The organism is Methylobacterium sp. WL64, from assembly GCF_008039945.1.
GTDB lineage: Bacteria > Pseudomonadota > Alphaproteobacteria > Rhizobiales > Beijerinckiaceae > Methylobacterium.
The window spans coordinates 1-23,094 of record NZ_VRVA01000089.1 but is presented as its reverse complement, the minus strand read 5'-3'; the positions used below and the strand labels follow the sequence as shown (position 1 = coordinate 23,094).

Here is a 23,094-nt window from a genome sequence, read left to right as displayed (position 1 = left end):
CGTAGTGACGGTTGGCCGTCTCGTACTCCACGTGCGCGGTCGAGATCGTGATCCCGCGCGCCTTCTCCTCCGGCGCCTTGTCGATCTGGTCGTAGGCCGTGAACGTCGCACCGCCCGTCTCAGCCAGGACCTTCGTGATCGCCGCCGTCAGCGACGTCTTGCCGTGATCGACGTGACCGATCGTGCCGATGTTGCAGTGCGGCTTGGTGCGAGCGAACTTTTCCTTGCCCATGATTCCCATTCCTGCGGCGGGGACCACGCTGTTCCCCGGATCCTGGACGGCCGCCCCGAACGCGGAAGCGGGGCGAAAAACGCGGTTCGCTTAGAGGGTCGGCCGCTTGCGATCAAGGTCCGGCGCGCACGGGACCCTCGGGAAGACGACGTCTGTCAAGCGCCGAACCGCCACATTGGGCGGCGTGAATATTGATGCCCACCACTTCCGGTGGACACTTTCGAGACACAGTGTGGCCCGCAGGGCATAGCGGACCTGAAGCAGCCGAGCTTAAGTGGGGACAACCACTGGTCACCCGGGTTCCGCGAACATGATGAAGAAGCTCCTCCTCGCCAGCGCTGCCATGGCCCTGGTCTCGACGGCCGCCGTCGCCGCCGACCTGCCGCGCCGCGCCGCGCCGCCTCCGGTCTTCACCCCGGTGCCGGTCTTCACCTGGACGGGCTTCTACGCGGGTCTCGAGTCCGCCTACACCTTCACCGACAACCAGCGCATCACCACCGTCGGCGTCCTGCCGGGCAACGCCAACAACGTGGCGCTCGGCCGCCGGCCGCTCCTGACCTCGACCTCGCAGGACGGCTTCGCCAACATCGGCGGCACCGCCGGCTACAACTATCAGTTCACGCCGGGCTCCGGCATCGTCGTCGGTGTCGCCAACAGCATCGACTGGACCGACATCACCAAGAACCGTGTCGTCCTCGGCACCGGCAACGTCGCGGGCGGCCCGCCGAACATCAGCCAGTTCCGCCAGAGCCTCGACTGGCTCGGCACCCTCACGGGCCGCGTCGGCTACGCGTTCGACCGGGTCATGGTCTACGGCATGGGCGGTCTCGCCTACGGCAACGTGTTCCACGACGCGAACTTCTACACCCCGGGCGGCGCCCTGCAGTTCGCCGGCCGCTACGACGACTTCAAGACCGGCTTCGCCTACGGCGGCGGCATCGAGTTCGCCATCCCGACCGACAGCTTCCTGAACACCTTCGCGGTCGGCAAGTACTTCGGCATCAAGTACGACGCCGTGACCATCAAGGCCGAGTACCTGCACTACGATCTCGGCAGCCAGAGCGTGCTCGTCGGCGCCATCCCGGGCGTCGGTACCGGCTCGTACATCTCGCGCTTCCGGACCGAGGGCAGCATCGTCCGCGCCGGCTTCAACTACAAGTTCGGCGGCTTCTAGGACTTCGCCACAGACACCGGCCCGGGAGCGATCCTCCCGGGCCATCCTTCGAGGGCGCGTGCCGGGACCGGTGCGCGCCCTTTTTCGTTGTGTTGTGGTCGGTTGCTTGCTGAGTACGCGAGAGCCGTGCCCGACCGCGTTGGGTCGGGCACGGCTCTCGGCTCTTGGTTTGACGCGCTCTCCGACGAACCGGAGCCACTTCGTCGAAGAGCGCTTTAGCGGGCGCGCAGATGCGCGATCAGCCGGGCCGCCGCCTCTTGCGGCGCGCCCGTGTTGAGGATGGAGAGGTCGGCCGAGACCCGGACCTCGCGGGCCAGGCGCGCGGCGACGTCCCCGTCCTCCGGCCGGCCCCGGGCCGCGATCCGGCGTGCCAGGACCTCGGCAGGCGCCGTGACCTCGACCACGCTGACCGGCAGGCCGCTGCCCCGGGCCTCCTCGACGATCCGGCGGGAGACGTTGCAGACCACAACGCGATCGCCGCGCGCGCATTCGGCGGCCTGCGCCGGGATCGCGTAGCCCAGGCCGTGCGCCCGCCAGTGCAGCGTGAACACGCCAGCCGCACAGCCCCGTGCGAAGGCGGCCTTGTCGATCTCGTCGTTGTCCTCGTCGCCCGACGGCGGCCGGGTCACCAAGCGGCGCGGGAAGACGTAGCGCGGGTCGCCCGCCAACTCCGCCCGGGCGAGCCGGATCAGCGTATCCTTGCCGGCCCCGCTCGGGCCGACCACCAGGACCAGGCAGCCCGCCATCAGGCGACCCGCCGGCCGGTGCGCCAGACCTCGCGGACCACTGGAACCCCTTCGGCGCGCTGGACCCGCACGAGGTCGGCCCGCAGGCCGGGCGTCAGGGCGCCGCGGTCGGTCAAGCCGGTGGCGCGGGCGGGGTTGGCCGTGACGGTGGCCAGCGCCTGCGGCAGCGAGATCCCGGGCGCCTGCTCGGGCAGCAGGAACGCGGCCATCAGCAGGCTCGCGGGCACGTAATCCGACGACAGGATGTCGAGGTGGCCGGCCTCGGCCAACGCCAGGGCGGCGACGTTGCCGGAATGCGACCCGCCGCGGATCAGGTTCGGCGCGCCCATCATCACGGTGATCCCCCGCCCGTGCGCGGCCTCGGCCGCCTCCAGGGTGGTCGGGAACTCGGCGAGCGCCACCCCCTCCCCGGCCGCGAGTTCCACATCGGCCAGGGTCGTGTCGTCGTGGCTCGCCAGGGGTATGCCCATGTCTTTCGCGAACTGGACCAGGGCCGGGCGGTTGCGGCCGTTGAGGGCCTTGCCCTCCCGGATCTTGCGCTCGGTGTTGAGCCGGATCTCCTCCAGGGTCCGGCCGCCCCGCGTGGCGTAGGTGTAGTACTTCTCCATGTCGCGGAACTGGCGCTGGCCCGGGGTGTGGTCCATCAGCGAGATCAGGCCGATCGTGTACTGCGCCTTGAACTCGGCCACCGTGTCGAGGACGTCCGCCGAGGGCAGCTCGCAGCGCAGATGCGTGAAGTGCTCGGCCCGGAACAGGTTGCCGGCCCGCGCGGTCTCGATCGCGGCGGCCAGCTGTTTCAGCTCGGAGCCGAGGCCGCTGCCGTCGGGGTCGCTGCCGGCGCGCAGGGAATCGAACACCGTGGTGATGCCCGAGGCGGTGATCTGCGCGTCGTAGGCCAGCACCGCACCGAGCGGATGCCAGCGGACCTTGGGCCGGGGCGCGAAGTGGCTCTCGAGGTGGTCTGTGTGCAGCTCGATCAGCCCGGGGATCAGGTGGTCGCCGCCGAGGTCGAGGCCGCGCTCGGGCGCGCGCCCGGTGCCGATCTCCGCGATCAGGCCGTCGGCCACGGCGAGCCAGCCGTGCTCGACGCGGTCCGGCAGGACCAGGCGCGCGTTCTCGAGAATCAGGTCGCTCATCGGTTCTCCTCAGGCCGCCCGGGCTTGCGCGAAGCGGGTCACGTCGACGATTCGCGTCGCCACGGCATCACGCATCTCGCCGTCGTGGAAGATGCCGAGCACGCCGGCCCCCGCGGCCAGCTTCTCGCGGACCAGCTCGGCGACCACGGCGCGGTTGCTGGCGTCGAGGGACGCGGTGGGCTCGTCGAGCAGCAGCAGCGGCCGGTCGGCGATCAGCCCCCGGGCGATGTTGACGCGCTGCTGCTCGCCCCCCGAGAAGGTTGCGGGCGGCAGGCCCCACAGCCGGTCGGGCAGGTTCAGCCGGGCGAGCAGGGTCTTGGCCCGCGCGCGGGCTTCGTCCTCGGACAATCCGCCCTCGCGGCCGGCGGCCTCGACCACGTCGAGGGCCGAGACCCGCGGGATCACCCGCAAGAACTGCGACACGTACGCGATGACCCGGGCACGCAGCGACAGGATGGTGCGCGGGTCGGCCCGGACCACGTCGATCGCGGCGCCGCCGTCGCGGACCAGGATCGTGCCGGCATCGCAGCGGTAATTGCCGTAGGCCATCTTCAGGAGCGAGGACTTGCCGGCGCCCGAGGGTCCGCCGAGCACCACGCACTCGCCCGGCGCCACCGCGAGGCTCACGCCGCCCACCACCGGGAGCACCACGCCGCCGCGCAGGTGCAGGGTGAAGCTCTTGGCGACGTCCTGGAAGGTCAGAAGCGCGGTCATGCGGCGAGCACCGAGGAGACGAGGAGCTGGGTGTAGGCGTGCTCGGGGTCGTCGAGCACGCGGTCGGTCAACCCGGTCTCGATCACCCGGCCGGCCCGCATCACGGCGATCCGGTGGGAGAGCAGGCGCGCCACCGCGAGATCGTGGGTGACGATGATCACCGCCAGACCGAGCTCGGCCGAGAGCCGCCGGATCAGGTCGAGGAGCCGGGCCTGGACCGAGACGTCGAGCCCCGAGGTCGGCTCGTCCATCAGCACCAGCCGGGGGCCGGTGACGAGGTTGCGGGCGATCTGCAGGCGCTGGCGCATGCCCCCGGAGAACTGGCTCGGCGGGTCGTCCACGCGGGCCGCCTCGATCTCGACGCGGCCGAGCCAGTCGAGCGCCTGGCCGCGGATCCGGCCGTAATGGCGCTCGCCCATGCCCATCAGCCGCTCGCCGACATTGCCGCCGGCCGAGACCGCCATGCGCAGGCCCTGGCGGGCGTCCTGCCGGACGAAGCCCCAGTCGGTACGCATCAGCCGGCGCAGTTCGGCGGGGCCGAGGTCGGCGAGGGTACGGCTCTGCCCGTCGCGCATCCGGTAGCGGACACAGCCGGAATCCGGCGCCAGCTCGCCCGCCAGCAGGGACAGGAGCGTCGACTTGCCGGAGCCGGATTCGCCCACGATGGCGAGCACCTCGCCCTCGGTGACGTCGAGATCGACCCCCGCGCAGGCGAGCCGCGCCCCGTAGGCCTTGGTCAGGCCGTGGGCGGAAAGCAGCGGCGTGCTCATCGGGCGGCCTCCGCGACGCGGGTCTCGCAGATGTCGGTGTCCGAGCAGACGTACATCCGCCCCCCCGTGTCGTCGGTGACCACCTCGTCGAGGTAGTGGCCGCGGGCGCCGCACAGCGCGCAGGGCTCGGTGAATTCCTGGATCCGGAACGGATGGTCCTCGAAGTCGAGGCTGCGCACCGCGGTGTAGGGCGGCACCGCGTAGATGCGCCGCTCGCGCCCCGCCCCGAACAGCTGGAGCGCCGGGCAATCGTCCATCTTGGGGTTGTCGAATTTCGGCGTCGGCGAGGGGTCCATCACGTAGCGGCCGGCCACCTCCACCGGGTAGGCGTAGGTGGTGGCGATGTGGCCGTGGCGGCTGATGTCCTCGTAGAGCTTGACGTGCATGGCCCCGTACTCGGCAAGGGCGTGGAGCTGGCGCGTCTCGGTCTCGCGCGGTTCGAGGAAGCGCAGGGGCTCGGGGATCGGCACCTGGTAGACCAGCGTCTGCCCCTCGGAGAGCGGCGTCTCCGGAATGCGGTGGCGGGTCTGGATGATCGTCGCCTCGGTGGTGCGCGTGGTGGTGGCGACTCCCGAGGTCCGGGCGAAGAAACGCCGGATCGAGACGGCGTTGGTGGTGTCGTCGGCGCCCTGGTCGATCACCTTGAGCACGTCGGCCCGCCCCAGGATCGCGGCCGTGACCTGTACGCCGCCGGTGCCCCAGCCATAGGGCATCGGCATCTCGCGCGAGGCGAACGGCACCTGGTAGCCCGGCACCGCGATGGCCTTGAGGATGGCCCGGCGGATCATCCGCTTCGTGCCCTCGTCCAGGTAGGCGAAGTTGTAGCCGGCGTCCGATCGGCTCGGTTCGGGCATCGCTGTCGCGCTCATTCGGCCGCCTCCTGCATGCTGTCTGAGTCTCGGAAGAACTCGGCGCGCAGGCGCCGGACCAGCTCCAGCTCCGCCTGGAAATCGACGTAGTGGGGCAGCTTCAGGTGCTCGACGAAGCCGGTCGCCTGCAGGCTGTCGCAATGGGCGAGGACGAATTCCTGGTCCTGGGCGGGGCTCGCCACCGGCTCGCCGAGTTCCTCCGCCCGCAGCGCCCGATCGACCAGGGACATCGCCATCGCCTTGCGCTCGCTCTGGCCGAAGCTGAGGCCGTAGCCGCGGGTGAACTGCGGCGGCGTCGTCCCCGAGCCCTTGAACTGGGTGACCATCTGGCACTCGGTGAGCCGGATCCGGCCGAGCGGCACCGGAAAGCCGAGTTCCTCCGGCACGAACGCCACCGCCACGTCGCCGACCCGGATCTCGCCCACGAACGGGTGGGTGCGGCCGTAGCCCCGCTGGGTCGAGTAGCCGAGGCCGAGCACGAAGCCCTCGTCCCCCCGGGCCAGGGCCTGGAGGCGCAGGGCCCGGTCGGCGGGGTAGTCCACCGGCTCCCGGGTGAGGTCGCCCACGGGGGCGCCGTCGTCCGGGGGCGAGGGCTCGATCAGGCCGTCCTGGGCCAGGACGTCGGTGACCCTGGGGCAGGTGCCGGCATCCGCGCGCGGCTCGGCCTCGGCGGCGGGCTCGACCGCGCCCTCGGCGGCCAGCGCGAAGTCGATCAGCCGGTGCGTGTAGTCGAAGGTCGGCCCCAGAACCTGGCCGCCGGGCAGGTCCTTGAAGGTCGCCGAGACGCGGCGGGCCACCGCCATGGCGCCGGTATCGATGGGTTTGGAGGCGCCGTAGCGCGGCAGAGTCGTCCGGTACGCCCGGACCAGGAACACCGCCTCGACCACGTCGCCGCGGGCCTGCTTGAGGGCCAGCGCGGCGAGGTCGGGATCGTAGAGCGAGCCCTCGGCCATAACCCGGTCGACCAGGAGCGCCATCTGCTCCCGGATCTGCGCCACGGAGAGTTCCGGCACGGCCGGGTCGCCGCGGCGGGCCTCGGCCAGGAGCCGGTGGGCGTTATCGATGGCGGCTTCGCCGCCCTTCACGGCCACGTACATCGGTCAGCTCTCCGTGACGGCGGTGGAGCGCGGCAGACCGGTGACGAGGCCGGGCGCGGTGAGGATCAGGTCGATCCCGAGGGGGAAGCCCGCGCGGTTCGCGACGAGCTGCGCCACGAATCCGTCCGGCATGGGCGCCAGGGCGATGCGGGTCGCACCCCTGATTCCGGGCCCAGTCAGGCGAAGCCCCTCCCCGGCCGCGATCCGGTCTAGGGCGAGGACCAGTGTGGTCGCGGTGTCGGGATAGGCTGGCGTGCCTTGCGCGAACCGGTCGAGCGGCGGGCAGCGGGCCGGATCGCACATCAGCGCGAAGGCCGCCCGGGCCGGGTCGTCCGTGAGCGGCGCGCCGGTGTGAAAGCGCAGGTAGGCGGCGACCTCGGGTGCGGCGGCGAGGCCTGGATCGAGCCAGACCGGCGTGTCGGCGTCGGTCAGCGCCAGCGCGACCGCGGCGAGTTCCGGGGTCAGCGGCGCGGGCGGCGCGAGCCGGATGTCGAGCCGCCGGGGCAGGCCGGGGCGGGCGAGCGCGTCCATCACCGCGCGGAACGTGCCCTGCGCGTCGTGGACCGGATCGGCGAAGCCGGGTGCGAGCATGCTCAATCCTCCCCGCGGACCAGCGTCAGGAAATCGACCCGGGTGGCGGCGCTGCGTCGGGCCGCCTGTCGGCCCGCGGCCTCGGCCCGTTGCGTGGCGGGCCGCAGGGCGGCCTCGACCCCGGCGCGCCGGGCCGGATCCTGCCAGAGCGCGTCCAGCGTGGCCGCGAGGCGCGCCTTCGTCCGGTCGCGGCCGAGATGATAGGCGAAGCCCGTGGCGCCATCCGGGAGCCGGATCGCCGCCCGGGTCACGCTCACCTCACCGAGGTTGAACGGCCGCCCGTCGCCGCCGATCCGGCCCGTCGCCATGACGAGGCCGGTCTCCGGGGGGCGCAGGTCCTCGGGGGCCGGGGCTTCGAGCGCCCGCAAGGCGGCGTCGAGGTCGTCCCGGCTGGCCTCGGCGCAGAGCGCCATGACGGCCTGCCGGGCCGCGATATCGTCTGGTCCCGAGTGGTGCGGGCTCGTCGCCATCGCGAATCCCTTTGTCGAGCTGTTGTCTAGTCGTGTAGACAACTAGCGCGCCGGGCGCAAATGAAGTTTGGATGACAGCATGGATGCACAGGAGCGGGCGCCCGGCCTCGTCCGGGGAGAGGGGCTGACGGCGTGGCGGCAGATCGCCGACGCGCTGAGCGCCGACATCGCGGCCGGGCGTTACGCGCCGGGCCAGCAGATGCCGACCGAGGCGGCGCTGGCCGCGCGCTTCGCCGTCAACCGCCACACGGTGCGGCGGGCGCTGGCCGCCCTGGCGGAGGGCGGCCTCGTGCGCGCCAGCCAGGGGCGCGGCACCTTCGTGGAGGAGGCGCCGCTGGCCTATCCGATCGGCCCACGCACCCGCTTCTCGGAGATCGTCACCGGGGCGGGGCGCGAGGCCTGGGGCGACCTGCTCGCCGCCGCCACCGTTCCGGCCGGGTCCAGGCAGGCGGCGGCCCTGGCGATCGAGCCCGGCGCGCCGATCCTGGAACTGCTGACGACCCACCGGGCGGACGCCGCCCCGATCTCGACCGCGCAGACCTGGCTGCCCCTGCCGCGATTCACGGACTTCGCCGCGGCTTACGCGGAGCGCGGCTCGATCACCCGGGCCTTCGCGGCCTGCGGCGTCCACGACTACACCCGGCTCTCGACGCGGATCCGCGCCCGGCCGGCCGATGCCCAGGAGGCAGAGCGCCTCGATATCGCCCCCGGGCGGGTCGTCATGGTGGTGTCGAGCGTCAACATCGACTCCGCTGGCGTGCCGATCCAGGCGAACCGCACCCTGTTCGCCGCCGACCGGGTCGAGTTGGTGATCGGCGGCTAAAGCGCGCGCCGCCGAGTTGGAGCCGGTCAGCGCGCCGCCGGCCCGATGATCGCCCGGCGCAGGCGGGTCGAGACCCAGTCGATCGCCGCCACGGTGGCGAGGATCATCAGAACCAGGAAGGCGACCTTCTTCAGCTCCAGCATGCGGATCAGCTCGGTGAGGTACTGGCCGATGCCACCCGCCCCGACGATGCCGATGATCGTCGCCGAGCGGGTGTTCGATTCGAAGAAGTACAGCACCTGGCTCGCCAGCACGGGCAGCACCCCCGGGATCAGCCCGAAGCGGATGCGGTGCAGGGCCGAGCCCCCCGAGGCGACGACCCCCTCACCGGGTTTCCGGTCACAGGTTTCGATCGCCTCGGAGAACAGCTTGCCGAACGCCCCGAAATCCGAGCACGCGATGGCGAGCATGCCCGCGAAGGGGCCGAGGCCGACGACGTTGATCCAGATCAGCGCCCAGATCAGCACGTCCACGGAGCGCATCACGTCGAGGCCCCGGCGCACGGCGAAATGCGCGAACGGATTGGGCACGACGTTGCGGGCAGCCAGCAGCGCCACCGGGAAGGCCAGGATCGCCGCCGTCAGGGTGCCCAGGAAGGCGATGCCCAGGGTCTCGCCCAGCGCGTGGACGAAGGTGCCGAGATGCCCCTCCGGCGAGGGCGGCAGCATCAGCACCGCGAAGGTGCCGAGCCGGCCGAGCCCGTAGAGGATCCGGGCCGGCGACATCTCGAACTGCCAGGCGCCGAAGCCGGCCAGTCCGGCCAGGCCCGCGAGAACCGCCAGCCGGCGCAGCCGCGCGGCCCGATCGGTCCGGAACTGCGCGGGATAGCGGGCCCGCAGGCGCGCGAGATCGGCCCGGGCGGCCGCCCGCAGGGTTTCGGTTCCGCCGCCGCTCATCGGGCCTCCTCCAGGCCGGTCAGCCGGTGCCGGACCTGCTCGGTGGCGAGGTCGATGCCGACGACGGTCAGGATGATCAGCCCCAGGATCGCGCTGACATCCGCGTAGTAGAAGTTGCGGATCGCGGCCAGGAACTCCTGCCCGATGCCGCCGGCGCCGACGAAGCCCAGCACCGCGGCCCCGCGCACGTTGATCTCGAAGCGCAGCAGCGCATAGGAGACGAAGTTCGACAGCACCTGCGGCAGCACCGCGAAGCGCACGGTCTCGAGCCAGCTGGCGCCCGAGGCGGACAGGCCCTCCACCGGGCGCATGTCGATATTCTCGACCACCTCGGAGAACAGCTTGCCGAGCGCCCCCGTGGTGTGGATCGCCAGGGCCAGCACGCCGACCATCGGGCCGAGGCCGAAGGCGATCACGAACAGCAGCGCGAACACCACGTCGGGAATCGTGCGGCACACCTCCAAGACGCGCTTGGCGAGGAAGCGCACCGGGGCCGACCGGACCAGGTTGGCGGCCGCGACGAAGCTAAGGGCGAAACCCGCAACCGCCCCGAGCAGGGTTCCGAGATACGCCATCAGCAGCGTCTCGCCGAGCAGGGCGAGCCAGCCCGGCAGGCCCCAGTACCAGGCGCGCATGTCCGCCACTGGGTGATCGAGGCCGATCGGCGGCCAGATCTGCTCGATATAGGCGGTGAACTTGCCGATGTTCGCGACGAGGACCAGCGGCCGGACCTCGGCGACGAGCCCGGCCAGGAGCGCCAGCACCGCCAGGACTGCGAAGCTCGCGAGGGTGCGGCGGCGGGCGGAGCCGCTCGCCGCCGCGTACAGGCCGGAGAGGGCGGCGACCCGCTCCGGCGGCAGGGGTGTCAGGCCGCGCAAGGCCGGCGCCTCCTCAGCAACGCGATCAGGACTTCTTGCGCTGCTCGTCGTTGAACTTCAGCATATCGATGACCGGCTGGTAATCCTTGAGCGTCACCGGGGTGAGGCTGAGATCCTTGCCGTCGGACAGGCGGTCGAACGCCGCCTTGTCGGCCTTCGGCAGGTCGAGGAAGGCCTGGCGGATCTTGGCCTTCAGGTCGTCCGGCAGGCTCGCCAGCACGGCGTAGGGGCCCTCCGGCAGGAAGTCGGACTTGAACACCACCCGGAAGTCCGACTGCTTCATCGGCGTGCCGTCCGGGTTCTTCAGGACGCCCTTGGCGACCATGCGGGTCACCATCGTGTCGGTCTCGGAGTTCCACAGGTTGGCGGCGGCCTCGACGGTGCCCTGGGTCAGCGCCAGGACCGCGTTCTCGTGGCTGCCGGCGAAGACAGCCTTGCCGAAATACCGGTCCACGTCGTAGCCGGCCCGCTTGAGGAAGAAGCGCGGCGCCTGGTTGCCGGAGGTGGAGTTCGGGTCGACCAGGGCGAGGTTCTTGCCCTTCAAATCCGCCACCGTCTCGTACGGGCTGGAAGCCAGCACGTAGAGCACCGAGTAATAGCCCGAGGCGCCGGTCTCGTGCTGCGGGTTCACGAGCGGCTCGATCTTCACACCGGTCATCACGGCCCGGCCGAACGAAGCGGCGCCGTAGAACGCGATCTGGATGTTGCCGGCCCGCTGGCCCTCGATCACCGCGGCGTAGTCGCTGGCGACCCGCAGCTTGACCGGGACGCCGATCGTCTTGGTCAGGTAGTCGGCCAGGGGCGCGTAGCGGTCGTTGGTGCCGCTGGCATTCTCCATCGGGATGACCGCGAGGGTCAGCTCGGGATACTTGGCCTTCCACTCCTGGGCGGCGGCCGGAAGGCTGAAGAGGGCGAACGACGCCGCGGCGGCGGCAAGGGTGCGTCGGGTGATCATCGGGTGGTCCTCGGGTCTGTTCAAGCGCTGGATTGGCCGGCCGCGCGGTCGGCGCGTCCGGTCGGGCGTTTCCATCCGTCGTTGTTGGGGGCCTCGAGCCCGGTGCGCCGGCGACCGGCGCCCCAGCTCAGGCGCCGATGGCGGCCTCGCGGATGGGCTGGGCCGGGACGAGGCCGGGCAGCCCCGGCAGGGCCGCCCGCTGCTCGGCCTCGCGCTCCGGGGAATCGTCCAGCACCTCGCCCGCCTCCAGGCCGTAGAGCCGGCGCGCCACGTCCTCGGTGAGGTCGAACGGGCCGCCCTCGAACACCACCCGGCCTGCGGCGAGCCCAACGAGGCGGTCGCAATAGGCCCGGGCGAGATCGAGGGAATGCAGGTTGCACAGGACCGTGATGCCGTAGCGCCGGTTCACGGCCGCCAGGGCATCCATCACCAGCCGGGTGTTGCGCGGGTCCAGGGACGCCACGGGCTCGTCGGCGAGCAGGATCTCGGGCTCCTGCACCAGCGCCCGGGCGATGGCGACGCGCTGCTGCTGGCCGCCCGACAGGCCGTCGGCCCGCTGGCCGGCGAACTCGCCCATGTCGAAGCTCTCCAGGGCGGCGAGGGCCATGGCCCGATCCTCGTCCGACCACAGCCGGAGCAGGGAGCGGTGGGTCGGCACATGGCTCAGCCGGCCCATCAGCACGTTGGTCATCACGTCGAGGCGGCCGACCAGATTGAACTGCTGGAAGATCATGGCGCAGCGGGTGCGCCATTCGCGGAGCGGCCGACCGCTCAGGCCGGTGATGTCGCGGCCGTCATAGAGGATGCGCCCGGAACTCGGATCGGCGAGTCGGTTGATCAACCGCAGGAGCGTTGATTTGCCGGCTCCCGATCGGCCGATCACACCGACGAAGCTGCCGCGCTCGATCCGCAGCGAGACTTCGTCCACGGCTCGACGGCCGCCGTACTGACGCGTGAGATCCTCTACGACGAGCATAAACATCCATCCGCTGCGGGGTGGAGGCAGCTAAACGCCTCTTCCACGACGGTTGAATGACGAATACAAAATGATTTCTTTAGTCGGCGCACCAAATCCGATGTTGCGCGCCCCGGCGTCTCCCTACGTGCCCGACCGACTGGTGTACCGCTCCAGGAAGTCTTCGATCGGCAGCGCGCGGAAATCCGGAAGCGCCTTGCGCAGGCGGTCGTGGTCCCAATCCCACCAGGCGAGGCGCTCCAGCCGCTCGGCGACCGGCTCGGGGAAGCGGCGGCGCACCGGTCGAGCCGGGTTGCCGACGACGATCGTGTAGGCCGGGACGTCCCGCGTGACGATCGCGCCCGCCCCGACCACGGCGCCGGTGCCGATGCTGCGGCCGGGCAGCACCACCACCCCATGGCCGATCCAGACGTCGTGGCCGATGGTCACCGGGCTTGCCCGGCGGCGCGCGAAGAACGCGTCCTCGTCCGCCTCCTCGGGCCAGTAGGCCTGAGCCCGATAGGTGAAATGCGCCTGGCTCGCGCGTTCCATCGGGTGGTTGCCCGGGTTGATCCGCACCGCGGCGGCGATCGAGCAGAACTTGCCGATGGTGGTGTAGATCACCTCCCCGGCCTGGGCGATGTAGGAATAATCGTCGAGGACGGTCTCGGTCAGGCGCGTGCGGGCGCCGATTTGCGTGTAGCGGCCGAGATGGCAGTCGACGATTCGGGCGCTGGGGTCGACGGCTGCCTGGAGGCCGAGATGCTGGTCAGCCATGCGCGTCTCCGAAAGGCAGGCGCGCCAGCAGCCGGAACGGCTCGACCCCGTCCTGCACGAGCACGCTCAGGGCGTCGATCACCACGGGCTCAGGTCGCGTGGCCGCGTAGGCGTCGGACAGGCGGCGCAGCCAGGCGGCGCGGTCGGGATCCGGCAGCGCGTCGGTCAGCGTCATGTGGAACCGGAAAGCCTCGAAGACATACGGATAGCCCCAGCGGGCGAGCAGGGTGCGGCCGCGCGGATCGAGGCGCTCCGGGCGGCGCTTGGCGCGCTCGCTCTCCGACAGCGGCGCCCGCCACGGGTCCAGGACGGCGACGCATTCGGCGGCGAGCAACCCGAGCTCCGGCGGCGGAGCCGCGGGGACCAGCGCCAGGAACGGCCCGAGCGCCGCGACGGCCAGCGGCCCGAGCGCCACCGGCGGGTGCCCGATTGCGAGGTCCCGCACCGCCGCGACGAGGTCCGCCTCCTCGGTGCCCGGGGCGAGGCGCATCGGCGCCTTCAGGGTCGCATGGAACCCGTAGACCCGGGCGCCCACCGTGACGGCGGCGAGGTCGCCGAGGGCCTGCGGATGCGGCACCGGCGCGCCGGCGGCGTTGTCGTAGCCGAGCACGGCGTTGCCGAAGGCGGCCAGGCCCGAGCCGGGCGGGGGGAGCCAATAGAGAGCGTAGCGGCGCGTCATGTGATGACCTCCGGCCTCCGCGCGGTCACGCCGTCGGCGCGCAGGCGCGGTCGACGCTGGCGCGGCGCGGGCGCACATCCATGGCGTTGCCGCGCCAGACGATGGCGCTCTGCACCCAGGCGGCGAGCCACAGGGCCGGGATCAGCGCGTCGCGCATTAGGAACGCCGCCAGCATGCGCGGCCCGCGTTGCCAGCCCGCGCGGACCGCGAGCCGGTACTCGGCCCCATAGCACAGCCCGATGAGGCCGGCAGCGCCCGCGAGGCCGGCCGAGCTGCCGGCCCAGAGCGCCACCAGCAGCGCCGGCAACAGGACCCCGCTGCCGATCTCCGGGATGAAGAACAGCGCGAAGGTCACCCGGCGCAGGCGCGCCCAGCGCAGCTGCCGCGCCCAGACCTCGCGGAAGCCGCGCCGTCCCAGCGGCTGCTCGAACGGGCTCGAAACGAGGTGGACGCGCTTGCCGGCGGCGCGCACCAGCTTGGTGGCGGCTGCATCCTCGGCGATCTCGGAGGCCAGCGCCTGAAGGCCGCCCCGGGCCTCCAGGAACGGCTTGTGCCAGAGCATGCTCTTGCCCTGCGCGAAGCCCAGGCCGAACGCCTCGGCCGCGTATTGCCAGCGGGCCTGCAGGGTGTTGAGGAAGGCGCATTCCACCTCGGCCATGAAGCTGCCCGGCCGGGCGCCCGCCGGGGTCGAGCAGACCAGGCCGGTGTCGGACCGCCAGGCCGCCTGCAGCCGCTGAAGATAATCCGGCGGCATCGCGACGTTGGAATCGGCGAGCACGATCCAGTCATGCGCGGCGGCGCGCCAGCCGCGGACGCAATTGTTCAGCTTGGGATTGTCGCTCACGCGCTCGTCACCGAGGATCAGCCGGGCCGGCACCTGCGGGTGGTCGGCGATCAGGCGCTGCACCCGCGGGACGATCGGATCGGCCGGGTCGGCCACGCAGAAGATCAACTCGTAGGCCGGATAGGCGAGGCGGAAGCTGCGGACCAGCATCTCGTCGCTGAACGCCTCGACCCCGTGGAGCGGCCGGACCAGGGAGACCGGGGCACCGGCCGGGAAGGTGGACGCGCCGTGGACCGTCCCGATGCGCCGGCCCGCGATCGCGATGCTGGCGATCTGGATCAGGGCCAACAGCGCACCGAGGGACAGGGCCGACACCGTGGGGTCAATCATGCGGATCCCTCGTTCACGCTCGTGATCGGCCCGGATCGTCGGCGAGTGCGCGTGGCATCAGGGATTTCGAGCCGCACCCGGTCGGGCGCGGCTCTAACGGCCGGACCGCGTCAGCCGTGTGACAGAGGCCCCTCAGAACCGAAGGGTCAGGTTGCCCTTCACGGCCTGGTCCTGGGCCCGGGCGCCGACTTGGCCGGTATAGGCCACGCCGAGCGTCGCGTTCGGCGCCACCGCCAGGTCGAGCCCGGCGCCGGCCACCAGCGCGTCCCGGTCGATCGGCACCCCCGCGCTCAGGAAGGCGGGGCCGGTGCCGAAGCTCAGCAGGGCCGCCGGCACGACGTCGCCGAACGCCCGCCGGTAGCCGAGCAGGCCGTGCGCCGTCACCGGAACACCGAAGCCGAGATCGAAGCCCGTCTGCCCCCGCACGCCGACGGTCGCCGCGCCGAGGTCGTAGCCGCGCCCGTAGCTGACCAGCGCCGCTGCGCCGCCGGTCTCGGCGAACCCGTCGCGCCGGATGCCGACATAGGCCGCGCCCACGAACGGCTCGATGTAGGAGGCCGCCGCCGGTCCGCCCCGCGACGCCGGGGCCGACGGCACGCTCAGCGTGAACCGGTAGCTGATCTCGCCGAAGCCCTGGACGGTGTGGCCGCCGCCATGCCCGGTCGGGCTGTCCGACAGGCCGTACAGGACGCTGCGCCGGGTGCGGGTGTCGGTGTCGGCGTAGAGGGCGCCCAGCCGCACTTCGATCGGGCCGAACGTGGTGCCGCCGTAGACGCCGCCGAAGCCGCTCTTGAGCGTCGCGCTCTCGGATGGGCTGGCGGCGCCCAGCCGCGCGCCCGCGCCCTGCCGGCCGACGCTGTCGAGGTTGGCCTCGGTGTAGCCGCCGACCAAGCCGAACCGGAGCCCGCTCGGCAGCCGGATGTCGGCGCCGAGCGCGAAGCCGGCGATCTGCCGGTCGAGGTCGAAGGCGTTGCCGCCCCCGCCGGCCGTGCCGAACGCGCCGAAGCCCTGGCCCCAGAGCCCGAACACCCGCGGGTCGAGGACCCGCGTCGGCACGCTCGCCACCACGGGCGTCCGGCCCGGCAGGTCGGCGCTGTAGGCCGCCGGCACGCGGCCGTCGTCGAGGCTCGGGGCCGACCCGCCCCAGCGCAGCCGGTCGAGCACCGCCTCGCGCACGAAGAACGCCGTCTCGTAGGCGGTCGACACCGTGCTGGCGTGGATGTCGCCGGCGAGCGCCCGGAAGCCGTCGGCGGCCTCCGCGGTGGTGAACGCCAGGGCGGCGTCGTAGGCCCGGCCGGACCCGGCCGCCTGGAGCGCGTTGGCGGACGCGACGCCGTTGCGCCCGGTGGCGCCGGCGGCCAGCGGGACGTCGTTGCGGGTCAGCGTCAGGGCGACGTCGTTGGGCAGGTAGCGCAGGCCGGGGCTGAGGAAGGCGAGGTTCGTCGTGACCCCGTCGAACCGTCCCGAGACGCCGCCGGCCGCGCTCAAGATCGCGTAGGTTGTGCGCGGGCCATAGGCCCCGGAGGCAGCCACGACCTGCACGGTGCCGCCGCCGAGCGTCACGGCGCCGCCGGCCGCGATCTTGTCGGCTTGTCCGGCGGCCTTGGCCTCGACCCGGTAGACCGAGCCCGGCGCGAAGGCGACCGCGCCGGCGACGTTGAGGGTGCCGATCGAGTTCCCCGGCGCCACGGTGCCGCCCGAGAGGGCGTTGAGGCCGCCGAGTGTGCCCGAGCCGCCGAGCAGGCCGCCGGCCCCGACCGAGACGGTGCCCGCGATGGTGCCGTTGGCGTAGAGCACGCCGCCGGTGCCGACGCCGACATCGATGCCGAGGCGGTCGCTCGTGTCCATCCGCAGGGTGCCGGTGACGGCTCCGAAATAGCCGGCGGCGGAATAGAGGTCGATGCGGCTCCAGTAGCTGAGCGGGCTGCCGTAGAAGGCCGCGAGCGCGCTGGTCTGCGTGTTGACGACGATCTGGTTGATCGTGGCGGTCGAGAGCTGGCCGTAGAGGCCGCCCTGCGGGGCGAGCGTGCGGGCGGCGGCGGTCGATCCGCCGTAGAGCGGCGCCAGCAGGATCGCGGCGTCGGGTCCGCCGGCGGGGGCCGCCTCGCGCGGGGCCTGGGCGAAGGTCAGGGTCGGCAGGCCGTAGGTCAGGCGCTGCTGGTAGGCGGCCTGGTTGGCGGCCGACGGGAGATAGGGGTTTCCGGCGCTGTTGGCGGCGCCGCTCGCGCAGGCCGCGACGGTGTTGCCGCATTGGGCGGCGAGATAGGCCTGAAGCTGCCCCTGCGCCTGCACGAACTGGTTCGGCAGGTTGATCGCCACGCCGGTCACCGCGGCTTTGTTGACGTAGGCCGGGTTCGTGAACGCCTGGGCCAGGTCGTAGGCCGCCAGCGCCCGGCTGCCGATCACGTCGAGGGGGTAGTGGACGCCGAGCACGATCCGGCTCTCGCCGTACTCGGAGGCCCGCAGCAGCACGTTCTGGTATTGCTGCGGCACCAGCATCGCCAGCAGGTAGCCGCTGGTGAACGCGTAGGTGGTGTGCCCGCTGGGGAAGGAGGCGTTGGTCGCGAGGCCGGTCAGCGCCGTCGGATCGAACGGGTTGATGCGGCCGGGCGCGACCTGGACCGGGCGCGACGAGCCGTAGACGTCCTGGCCCGGCTGGGTGTTGGTGACCCCGTAGGCGCGGTCGTAGACGCTGTTGGTGGTGTTGGGCAGGCCGTCATACGTCGGCAGCCCGTAGCCCGCGGGCGCCACGGCCGGCACCGCCACGTAGTTGGCGGGTGTCACGCTCGGGTTGTTGGCCGCGCCGTTGGCGAAGTAGTTCTTCGCGACGCCGAGGTTGTTGCCCGTGAACGTGTTGGCGTTGACCAGCAGGTTGACCACGCCGCCGAGGGCGCCGTTCACGCCCTGGGCGGTCCCGCGCTGGTAGATCGGGCCGAGCTGCGCACCGAGGCCGCCGACCCGTTGCTGCGGGACGATGCCGTTGATCGGCGTCTGTCCGGGCAGGCCGCCGGCGATGTTGGCCGCGACGCCGTAGCTGCCGAGCCCCGAGGACGACAGGGCGTTGCTCGCCGCGCTGAGCAGGTTCTTGTCGCTGATCGCCACCTGCTGCCGGGCGAGGTCCGCGCCGGTGTTGAGGGCGATCGTCTGCGCAAGGTTCAGGCTCAGCGTCGCCTGCCCGGCCGCCGTTGCGTTGAGCGCCAGGTACGGCGCCAGCAGGTTGAGCACGTTGACGTCGGAGGCCGTGGTGTTGACGGTCTGCGCCTGCACCCCCGACCCGCACGCGGCGACCATCAAGGCCGCGATCGAGACCCCATAGCGAACGCTCATTCCTGGCCCCCAAGCCTGCGGCCCTTCGGCCTGCGGCGGGAGATTTAGCCACTTCCGCGAACGCGAATGCGTCATAATCCATTCACAAAGCCCTGAATCATCGCGTGTATCCTGTCAGCAACAGCCAGACATCTTAGCCGGCGCAAATCCAGGGCCATGTTCATCTTGCGCTTTGCTTCCAGCGCCGCGGCCGCGGCTCCGCAAACGCGTCACGCTGCACTCCAGGCCGGACGCCTCCCCGTCGATCGGTGCGGGCCATCGCCGGACGGATGTCCGGTACCGGAACCGGGCGCGGTCGTATCAGTAAACACCCCGGCCCAGACCTCGAAGTGGGCGGAATAGACTTCGTGCAGATTGATATTTTCGGATCGTCGGCGGTAGGCGCACGAATATAATGCTTCGCTGAATACCTTCGGTAAAACGTCACTGAAACGTCATCCCACAATCTTAATCCCGCTTCGCTTCCGAAGACGATTCAACGCGAGGGCCCATGTCCGATTCCGCCGTCATTCCGCAACACGGGGTGGGGAACAGGCCCGCGGGCGGTCCGCGCCTCGAGCACGGGATCCATCTGGGGGGCGTCGTCGCCTTCCTGGCGGTTCTGGTGGCCGGGCTCGGCTACGCGGTGGTGAGCCTCATCGCCGACATGAACGCCGTTGGCGAGGCGCCGCTGGCCTACGGGGCCTTCGCGCTGCTCGGGCTCGCGCTGCTGATCGCCCTCGCCTTCGAATTCGTGAACGGGTTCCACGACACCGCCAACGCGGTGGCCACCGTCATCTACACCCACTCGATGCCGCCGCTGGTGGCGGTGGTCTGGTCGGGCTTCTTCAACTTCCTGGGGGTGATGCTGTCCTCGGGCGCGGTGGCCTACGCCATCGTCACCCTGCTGCCGGTAGAGCTGATCCTGCATGTCGGCTCGGGAGCCGGCTACGCGATGATCTTCGCGCTGCTGCTCGCCGCCATCATCTGGAACCTCGGGACCTGGGCCTTCGGCCTGCCGAACTCCTCGTCGCATGCGCTGATCGGCTCGGTGCTGGGCGTCGGCCTCGCCAACCAGCTGATGGGCGGCGGCGACGGCACCGCCGGCGTCGACTGGAACCAGGCGTTCAATGTGTTCAAGGCGCTGCTGTTCTCGCCCCTGTGCGGCTTCGCCCTCGCGGCGCTGCTGCTGCTGGCCCTGAAATTCGCGGTGCGCCGCAAGGACCTCTACGAGGCCCCCAAGGGCGAGGCGCCGCCGCCGCTGTGGATCCGCAGCCTCCTGATCCTGACCTGCACGCTGGTGTCGTTCTTCCACGGCGGCAACGACGGCCAGAAGGGCATGGGCCTGATCATGCTGATCCTGATCGGCGCGGCGCCCACCGCCTACGCGCTGAACCGCACCATGTCGGACGACACGACCCCGGCCTTCATCCAGACCTCGGCGGCGGCGAGCCAAGTGTTCTCCGCCCGGGCCCCCGGCGCTCCCCAGCCGGAGACGGCGCAGGCGCGCCGGACGGTGACGGACGCCCTCAAGTCCAAGGACCTGAACCGGCCGCCGGTCTACGCCGCGCTCTCCGCGCTCGCGACCGACATCGCCGCCAGCGTGAAGAATTACGGCGCGATCCGCACCGTCCCGGCCGCCCAGACCGAGAACCTGCGCAACGCCATGTACCTCACCGCCGACGCGGTGCGGCTGCTGCCCAACGCCGGGGCTGATCTGTCCGAGGCCGAGAAGTCGACCCTGAAGAGCTACACCGGGCTGCTCAACAACGGCACCCGCTACATCCCGGGCTGGGTGAAGGTCTGCGTCGCCCTGGCGCTCGGCCTCGGCACCATGGTCGGCTGGAAGCGCATCGTCGTCACGGTGGGCGAGAAGATCGGCAAGACCCACCTCACCTACGCCCAGGGCGCCTCGGCCGAGATGGTCGCCGCGGGGACGATCGGGCTTGCCGAACTCTACGGCCTTCCGGTCTCGACCACGCACATCCTGTCCTCGGGCGTCGCCGGGACGATGGCGGCCAACGGCTCGGGCCTGCAGATGGCCACGGTGCGCAACATGGCCCTCGCCTGGATCCTGACCCTGCCGGCCGCCATCACGCTGGCCGCGACCTTGTTCTTCCTGCTGCGCCACGTGTTCTGACGCCGCGGGTATCGGCGGGGCCGAGCCCCGCAATCCACGGACAAGCATGACGACGGACAGGGCCGTTTCCGCACCCCGCGGAAACGGCCCTGTTCGTTCCGGCCCCGGTTTCCCGAGGCCTCAAGGGCGCGCCATGGCACGCACGAAGGCGAGGCAGGTGCGGCGCGCGGCGACGGTCTCGATCGCCATGAAGGCCGTCACGAGATCCGCCGCCTGAGCCACGGCCTCGCGCGGCTCGGGCTCGTCCGGCAGGAAGGCGGCGACCGGCATGCGGAGCGTTCCGGCGATCCGCTCGAGGATCTCCACGGAGCGATCCGCCTCGGGCAGCCCGTGAACCGGATGGGTCATGGCGCAGGCCATCGTTCAGGCCGCCTGGTTACCGAGCTGGATCGCCCGGGCGATCTCCGAACGCCGCTTGGCGTAGCCGGGAGCCACCATCGGGTAGTTGGCCGGCAGGCCGAACTTGGCGCGGTAGCGCTCCGGGGTGAGACCGTTGGCGGTGAGGTGGCGCTTCAGCGTCTTGTACGACCGGCCGTCGATGAAGCTGATCAGGCCGTTCTCGCCGATCGAGGCCTCGACCTCCGCGGCGGCCGGGCCGGTCCAGGACCGGGCGGAGCCGGCGGGATTGCGCTGGAGCACCGAGATCGCGGCATGGACCTGATCGATCAGCACCGGCAGATCCCCTGCCCCCACAGGGTTTCGCGACACGTAAGCGGCGACGATCGCGCCGACTTTCTCGAGCAGGAAGGAAGAGCGGGCTTCGGGTTCGTTGATCATGTCAGGATCTGCTGTTCAATCTCGCGTTATCAAAACCCCGCCTCTGCCGAACGACGGCCCGAAGGTCCGCCCCAGTGATCGACATCCGCGAAGGCCCCCACCGGCGGTGAGTTGCCAATTTCACCTCAGGTTGCTCAAATGCATCCCTTGAGGCTGAAAATAATATACAATATGTATCGGACGGCGCTTGTCTGGCGACGCGGATCCCTTGTTCCGGCCGCGCGAAATGCCGGTCGATCGAAAAATTTACTTATGGAAGCATTGTTTTCGACCGAGGGTCTTAACCCCCTGCACAGCTTTCGGCGCTGGCGGGAGGCGCTTGTCAGCCGGGGTGTCCCCCTCGAGCAGACGCGCCTCGACGACCGTCCCTTCCGGGCCAAGCTCGAAGCCGCGAGCGTCGGCCCGCTGGTGCTGACCCGCGTCACGCACGGCGCCATGCGCAGCGAGGCGACGCGCGGGCTGATCCGGCGCAACGGCAAGGACGGCACCGTCGTGGTGATCTTCAAGGTCGCCGGCACGTCGAAGCGCAGCCAGGATGGCCGCAGTTCGGTGCAGCGCCCCGGCGAGGTCGTGGTGATCGATCATCGTCCGGCCGCGCACGAGTCGAGCACGGACAGCCAGTCCCTGTTCCTGGAGCTGCCCCGGGAGCGCCTGGAGAGCGTGCTCGGGTCCACCCGGCGCTACACATCCCTGACGATGGGCGCCGACGTCGTCTCGACGGGGCTGACGGTCACGTTCTTCCAAGAGCTTGTCCGGTTGCGCGACCGGCTCGACCCCGACTCGGCCACCCGGATGGCGTCGGTCGGCGTGGACCTGATCGTCGCCAGCATCGCCGAGCGCCTGACGCTCGACGTGTCCCAGCCCCTGCACGGCACCGTCGTGGTCCAGCGCGCCAAGGCCCATGTCGAGGCCCATCTCGGCGACTCGACCCTCGACCCGCCCCAGCTCGCGGCGGCGGTGGGCGTGTCGCTGCGCCGGCTCCAGGAACTGTTCCACGCGCGCGGCCAGCACATTTCCGACTGGATCTGGCAGCGCCGCCTGGAGGCGTCGGCCAAGCGCCTCGCAGACCCGGGCTGCGCCCAAATGCCGATCGGATCCCTGGCCTTCGGCTGCGGCTTCGCCAACCAGGCCCACTTCTCCCGCCGCTTCAAGGAACGCTACGGCATGGCTCCCCGGGAGTATCGCCACGCGGCCTTCGTGGGCACCCCGTAAACCACCGCATCGCCCGGCATCGCCAGGGGACAGCACCCGTGCAGCCCGTATTCACGACCGACAACCTCCACGCGAAGGACCGCTTCAAGATCTGGCGGGAGACGCTGTTCGAGCGGCTGGTGCCGATCGAGATCGCGCGCCTCGACGACAGCCCGTTCGCCGGCAAGATGGAGTTCGCCAACGTCGGCACCCTGCGAATGACGCGGGTCACGCAGGGCGCGCTGCGCAACGAGACGACCCCCAACGCCGCGCGCCAGCACGAGCGGGCCGGCATGGCCGTCGTGCTGTTCAAGCTCTCCGGCACGTCGACCTGCCTTCAGGACGGCCGGGACTCGGTCCAGAAGCCCGGCGACATCGTGGTGCTCGATCATCGGCCGTCCGTGGTGACGACGAGCCCGGGCAGCCAAGCCGTGTTCCTGGAATTGCCGCGCGAACGCCTCGAGAGCGTGCTCGGGCCGACCCGGCTCTACACCGCGCTGTCCATGGGGGCGGAACTGGCCACGACCAGCTTGGCATCGACGTTCTTCCGCGAGCTGATCCAGATACGCCACCGGCTCGATCCGGACTCGGCCGAGCGGATGTCGACGATCGGACTGGACCTGATCGTGGCCTGCATCGCCGAGCGGATGGCCAAGGAGGTGCCGCAGCCGCTGCACGGGACCGTCGTGGTCCAGCGCGCCAAAGCGTTCGTCGAGGCCAACCTCGGCGACCCCACCCTCGACC

24 protein-coding genes are annotated in these 23,094 nt (G+C 71.2%); 5 read left to right on the top strand and 19 right to left on the bottom strand.

Translation table 11 applies throughout. The features are described from left to right. On the bottom strand, nucleotides 1–232 hold a 232-nt coding region (locus tag FV242_RS25290; protein WP_246692844.1), incomplete at its 3' end, for a GTP-binding protein. Between the two features lie 310 nt (nucleotides 233–542). Here FV242_RS25290 and FV242_RS25285 point away from each other — a divergent pair. Further along, nucleotides 543–1,406, top strand: coding sequence for an outer membrane protein (locus FV242_RS25285; protein ID WP_147940842.1), 864 nt, complete (start codon nucleotides 543–545; stop codon nucleotides 1,404–1,406). Nucleotides 1,407–1,621: 215 nt separating this feature from the next. Here FV242_RS25285 and phnN read toward each other — a convergent pair whose 3' ends face one another. The 8 genes from phnN to phnG are packed head-to-tail and all read right to left on the bottom strand — an operon-like array spanning nucleotide 1,622 to nucleotide 7,799. Further along, a complete protein-coding gene (gene phnN / locus FV242_RS25280) occupies nucleotides 1,622–2,152 on the bottom strand; it encodes a phosphonate metabolism protein/1,5-bisphosphokinase (PRPP-forming) PhnN (RefSeq protein WP_147940841.1) in 531 nt (176 codons plus the stop codon). Continuing rightward, entirely contained in the window at nucleotides 2,152–3,288 is a 1,137-nt protein-coding gene (locus FV242_RS25275) for an alpha-D-ribose 1-methylphosphonate 5-triphosphate diphosphatase (protein ID WP_147940840.1), read from the bottom strand. Before FV242_RS25275 ends, phnN begins: the two co-directional genes overlap by 1 nt. Before the next feature lie 9 nt (nucleotides 3,289–3,297). After that, the gene (gene phnL, locus FV242_RS25270) at nucleotides 3,298–4,002 is read right to left on the bottom strand and encodes a phosphonate C-P lyase system protein PhnL (protein WP_147909788.1); all 705 of its coding nucleotides are present in this window, start codon (nucleotides 4,000–4,002) and stop codon (nucleotides 3,298–3,300) included. Then, nucleotides 3,999–4,772: a phosphonate C-P lyase system protein PhnK gene (phnK, locus tag FV242_RS25265; RefSeq protein ID WP_147897533.1), complete on the bottom strand. Its 774-nt coding sequence runs from the start codon at nucleotides 4,770–4,772 to the stop codon at nucleotides 3,999–4,001. The genes phnL and phnK overlap by 4 nt, the downstream gene beginning before the upstream one ends. Beyond that, nucleotides 4,769–5,641 (bottom strand): alpha-D-ribose 1-methylphosphonate 5-phosphate C-P-lyase PhnJ, encoded by an 873-nt coding sequence (locus FV242_RS25260; protein ID WP_187193519.1) that lies wholly within the window; start codon nucleotides 5,639–5,641, stop codon nucleotides 4,769–4,771. The genes phnK and FV242_RS25260 overlap by 4 nt, the downstream gene beginning before the upstream one ends. Beyond that, a complete protein-coding gene (locus tag FV242_RS25255) occupies nucleotides 5,638–6,738 on the bottom strand; it encodes a carbon-phosphorus lyase complex subunit PhnI (protein WP_147940839.1) in 1,101 nt (366 codons plus the stop codon). Before FV242_RS25255 ends, FV242_RS25260 begins: the two co-directional genes overlap by 4 nt. Before the next feature lie 3 nt (nucleotides 6,739–6,741). Beyond that, nucleotides 6,742–7,329, bottom strand: a complete 588-nt coding sequence (gene phnH, locus FV242_RS25250) for a phosphonate C-P lyase system protein PhnH (RefSeq protein ID WP_147940838.1) — start codon at nucleotides 7,327–7,329, stop codon at nucleotides 6,742–6,744. A gap of 2 nt (nucleotides 7,330–7,331) precedes the next feature. Next, complete coding sequence (gene phnG, locus FV242_RS25245; protein WP_147940837.1) at nucleotides 7,332–7,799, bottom strand: phosphonate C-P lyase system protein PhnG; 468 nt, start codon at nucleotides 7,797–7,799, stop codon at nucleotides 7,332–7,334. Between the two features lie 79 nt (nucleotides 7,800–7,878). Between phnG and phnF the strand changes: the two genes are divergently transcribed. Beyond that, nucleotides 7,879–8,622, top strand: coding sequence for a phosphonate metabolism transcriptional regulator PhnF (phnF, locus tag FV242_RS25240; RefSeq protein ID WP_147909793.1), 744 nt, complete (start codon nucleotides 7,879–7,881; stop codon nucleotides 8,620–8,622). Between the two features lie 26 nt (nucleotides 8,623–8,648). On the opposite strand, the gene phnE (FV242_RS25235) is transcribed toward phnF, so the two are convergent. The 8 genes from phnE (FV242_RS25235) to FV242_RS25200 form a co-directional block, all read right to left on the bottom strand. Beyond that, on the bottom strand, nucleotides 8,649–9,518 hold the full coding sequence (phnE, locus tag FV242_RS25235; RefSeq protein ID WP_147940836.1) for a phosphonate ABC transporter, permease protein PhnE: 870 nt from the start codon (nucleotides 9,516–9,518) through the stop codon (nucleotides 8,649–8,651). Continuing rightward, complete coding sequence (gene phnE, locus FV242_RS25230) at nucleotides 9,515–10,396, bottom strand: phosphonate ABC transporter, permease protein PhnE (RefSeq protein ID WP_147940835.1); 882 nt, start codon at nucleotides 10,394–10,396, stop codon at nucleotides 9,515–9,517. The genes phnE (FV242_RS25235) and phnE (FV242_RS25230) overlap by 4 nt, the downstream gene beginning before the upstream one ends. A gap of 25 nt (nucleotides 10,397–10,421) precedes the next feature. Next, nucleotides 10,422–11,351, bottom strand: a complete 930-nt coding sequence (phnD, locus tag FV242_RS25225) for a phosphonate ABC transporter substrate-binding protein (protein WP_147940834.1) — start codon at nucleotides 11,349–11,351, stop codon at nucleotides 10,422–10,424. Between the two features lie 127 nt (nucleotides 11,352–11,478). After that, complete coding sequence (gene phnC / locus FV242_RS25220) at nucleotides 11,479–12,327, bottom strand: phosphonate ABC transporter ATP-binding protein (protein WP_147909797.1); 849 nt, start codon at nucleotides 12,325–12,327, stop codon at nucleotides 11,479–11,481. Between the two features lie 123 nt (nucleotides 12,328–12,450). Beyond that, nucleotides 12,451–13,083 carry a chloramphenicol acetyltransferase gene (locus tag FV242_RS25215; RefSeq protein ID WP_147940833.1) on the bottom strand — a complete coding sequence of 211 codons (633 nt, stop codon included), beginning with the start codon at nucleotides 13,081–13,083 and terminating at the stop codon, nucleotides 12,451–12,453. Beyond that, nucleotides 13,076–13,762, bottom strand: a complete 687-nt coding sequence (locus FV242_RS25210) for a DUF1045 domain-containing protein (RefSeq protein WP_147940832.1) — start codon at nucleotides 13,760–13,762, stop codon at nucleotides 13,076–13,078. Before FV242_RS25210 ends, FV242_RS25215 begins: the two co-directional genes overlap by 8 nt. A gap of 25 nt (nucleotides 13,763–13,787) precedes the next feature. After that, nucleotides 13,788–14,936, bottom strand: coding sequence for a ceramide glucosyltransferase (locus FV242_RS25205; protein WP_147940831.1), 1,149 nt, complete (start codon nucleotides 14,934–14,936; stop codon nucleotides 13,788–13,790). A gap of 132 nt (nucleotides 14,937–15,068) precedes the next feature. Then, nucleotides 15,069–18,263, bottom strand: coding sequence for an autotransporter domain-containing protein (locus tag FV242_RS25200; RefSeq protein WP_147940830.1), 3,195 nt, complete (start codon nucleotides 18,261–18,263; stop codon nucleotides 15,069–15,071). 490 nt (nucleotides 18,264–18,753) lie between these two features. On the opposite strand from FV242_RS25200, the gene FV242_RS25195 reads away from it, so the two are divergent. Next, nucleotides 18,754–20,382, top strand: a complete 1,629-nt coding sequence (locus FV242_RS25195) for an inorganic phosphate transporter (protein WP_147940829.1) — start codon at nucleotides 18,754–18,756, stop codon at nucleotides 20,380–20,382. Between the two features lie 120 nt (nucleotides 20,383–20,502). Here FV242_RS25195 and FV242_RS25190 read toward each other — a convergent pair whose 3' ends face one another. Both FV242_RS25190 and FV242_RS25185 read right to left on the bottom strand, forming a co-directional pair. Next, a complete protein-coding gene (locus tag FV242_RS25190; RefSeq protein ID WP_246692155.1) occupies nucleotides 20,503–20,730 on the bottom strand; it encodes a hypothetical protein in 228 nt (75 codons plus the stop codon). 15 nt (nucleotides 20,731–20,745) lie between these two features. Then, nucleotides 20,746–21,159: a MucR family transcriptional regulator gene (locus FV242_RS25185; RefSeq protein WP_147909804.1), complete on the bottom strand. Its 414-nt coding sequence runs from the start codon at nucleotides 21,157–21,159 to the stop codon at nucleotides 20,746–20,748. A gap of 252 nt (nucleotides 21,160–21,411) precedes the next feature. On the opposite strand from FV242_RS25185, the gene FV242_RS25180 reads away from it, so the two are divergent. Together FV242_RS25180 and FV242_RS25175 are read left to right on the top strand one after the other, a co-directional pair. Then, entirely contained in the window at nucleotides 21,412–22,371 is a 960-nt protein-coding gene (locus FV242_RS25180; RefSeq protein WP_147940828.1) for a helix-turn-helix domain-containing protein, read from the top strand. A gap of 38 nt (nucleotides 22,372–22,409) precedes the next feature. Then, nucleotides 22,410–23,094: AraC family transcriptional regulator (locus FV242_RS25175; RefSeq protein ID WP_147940827.1), on the top strand; the 685-nt coding region annotated here is incomplete at its 3' end.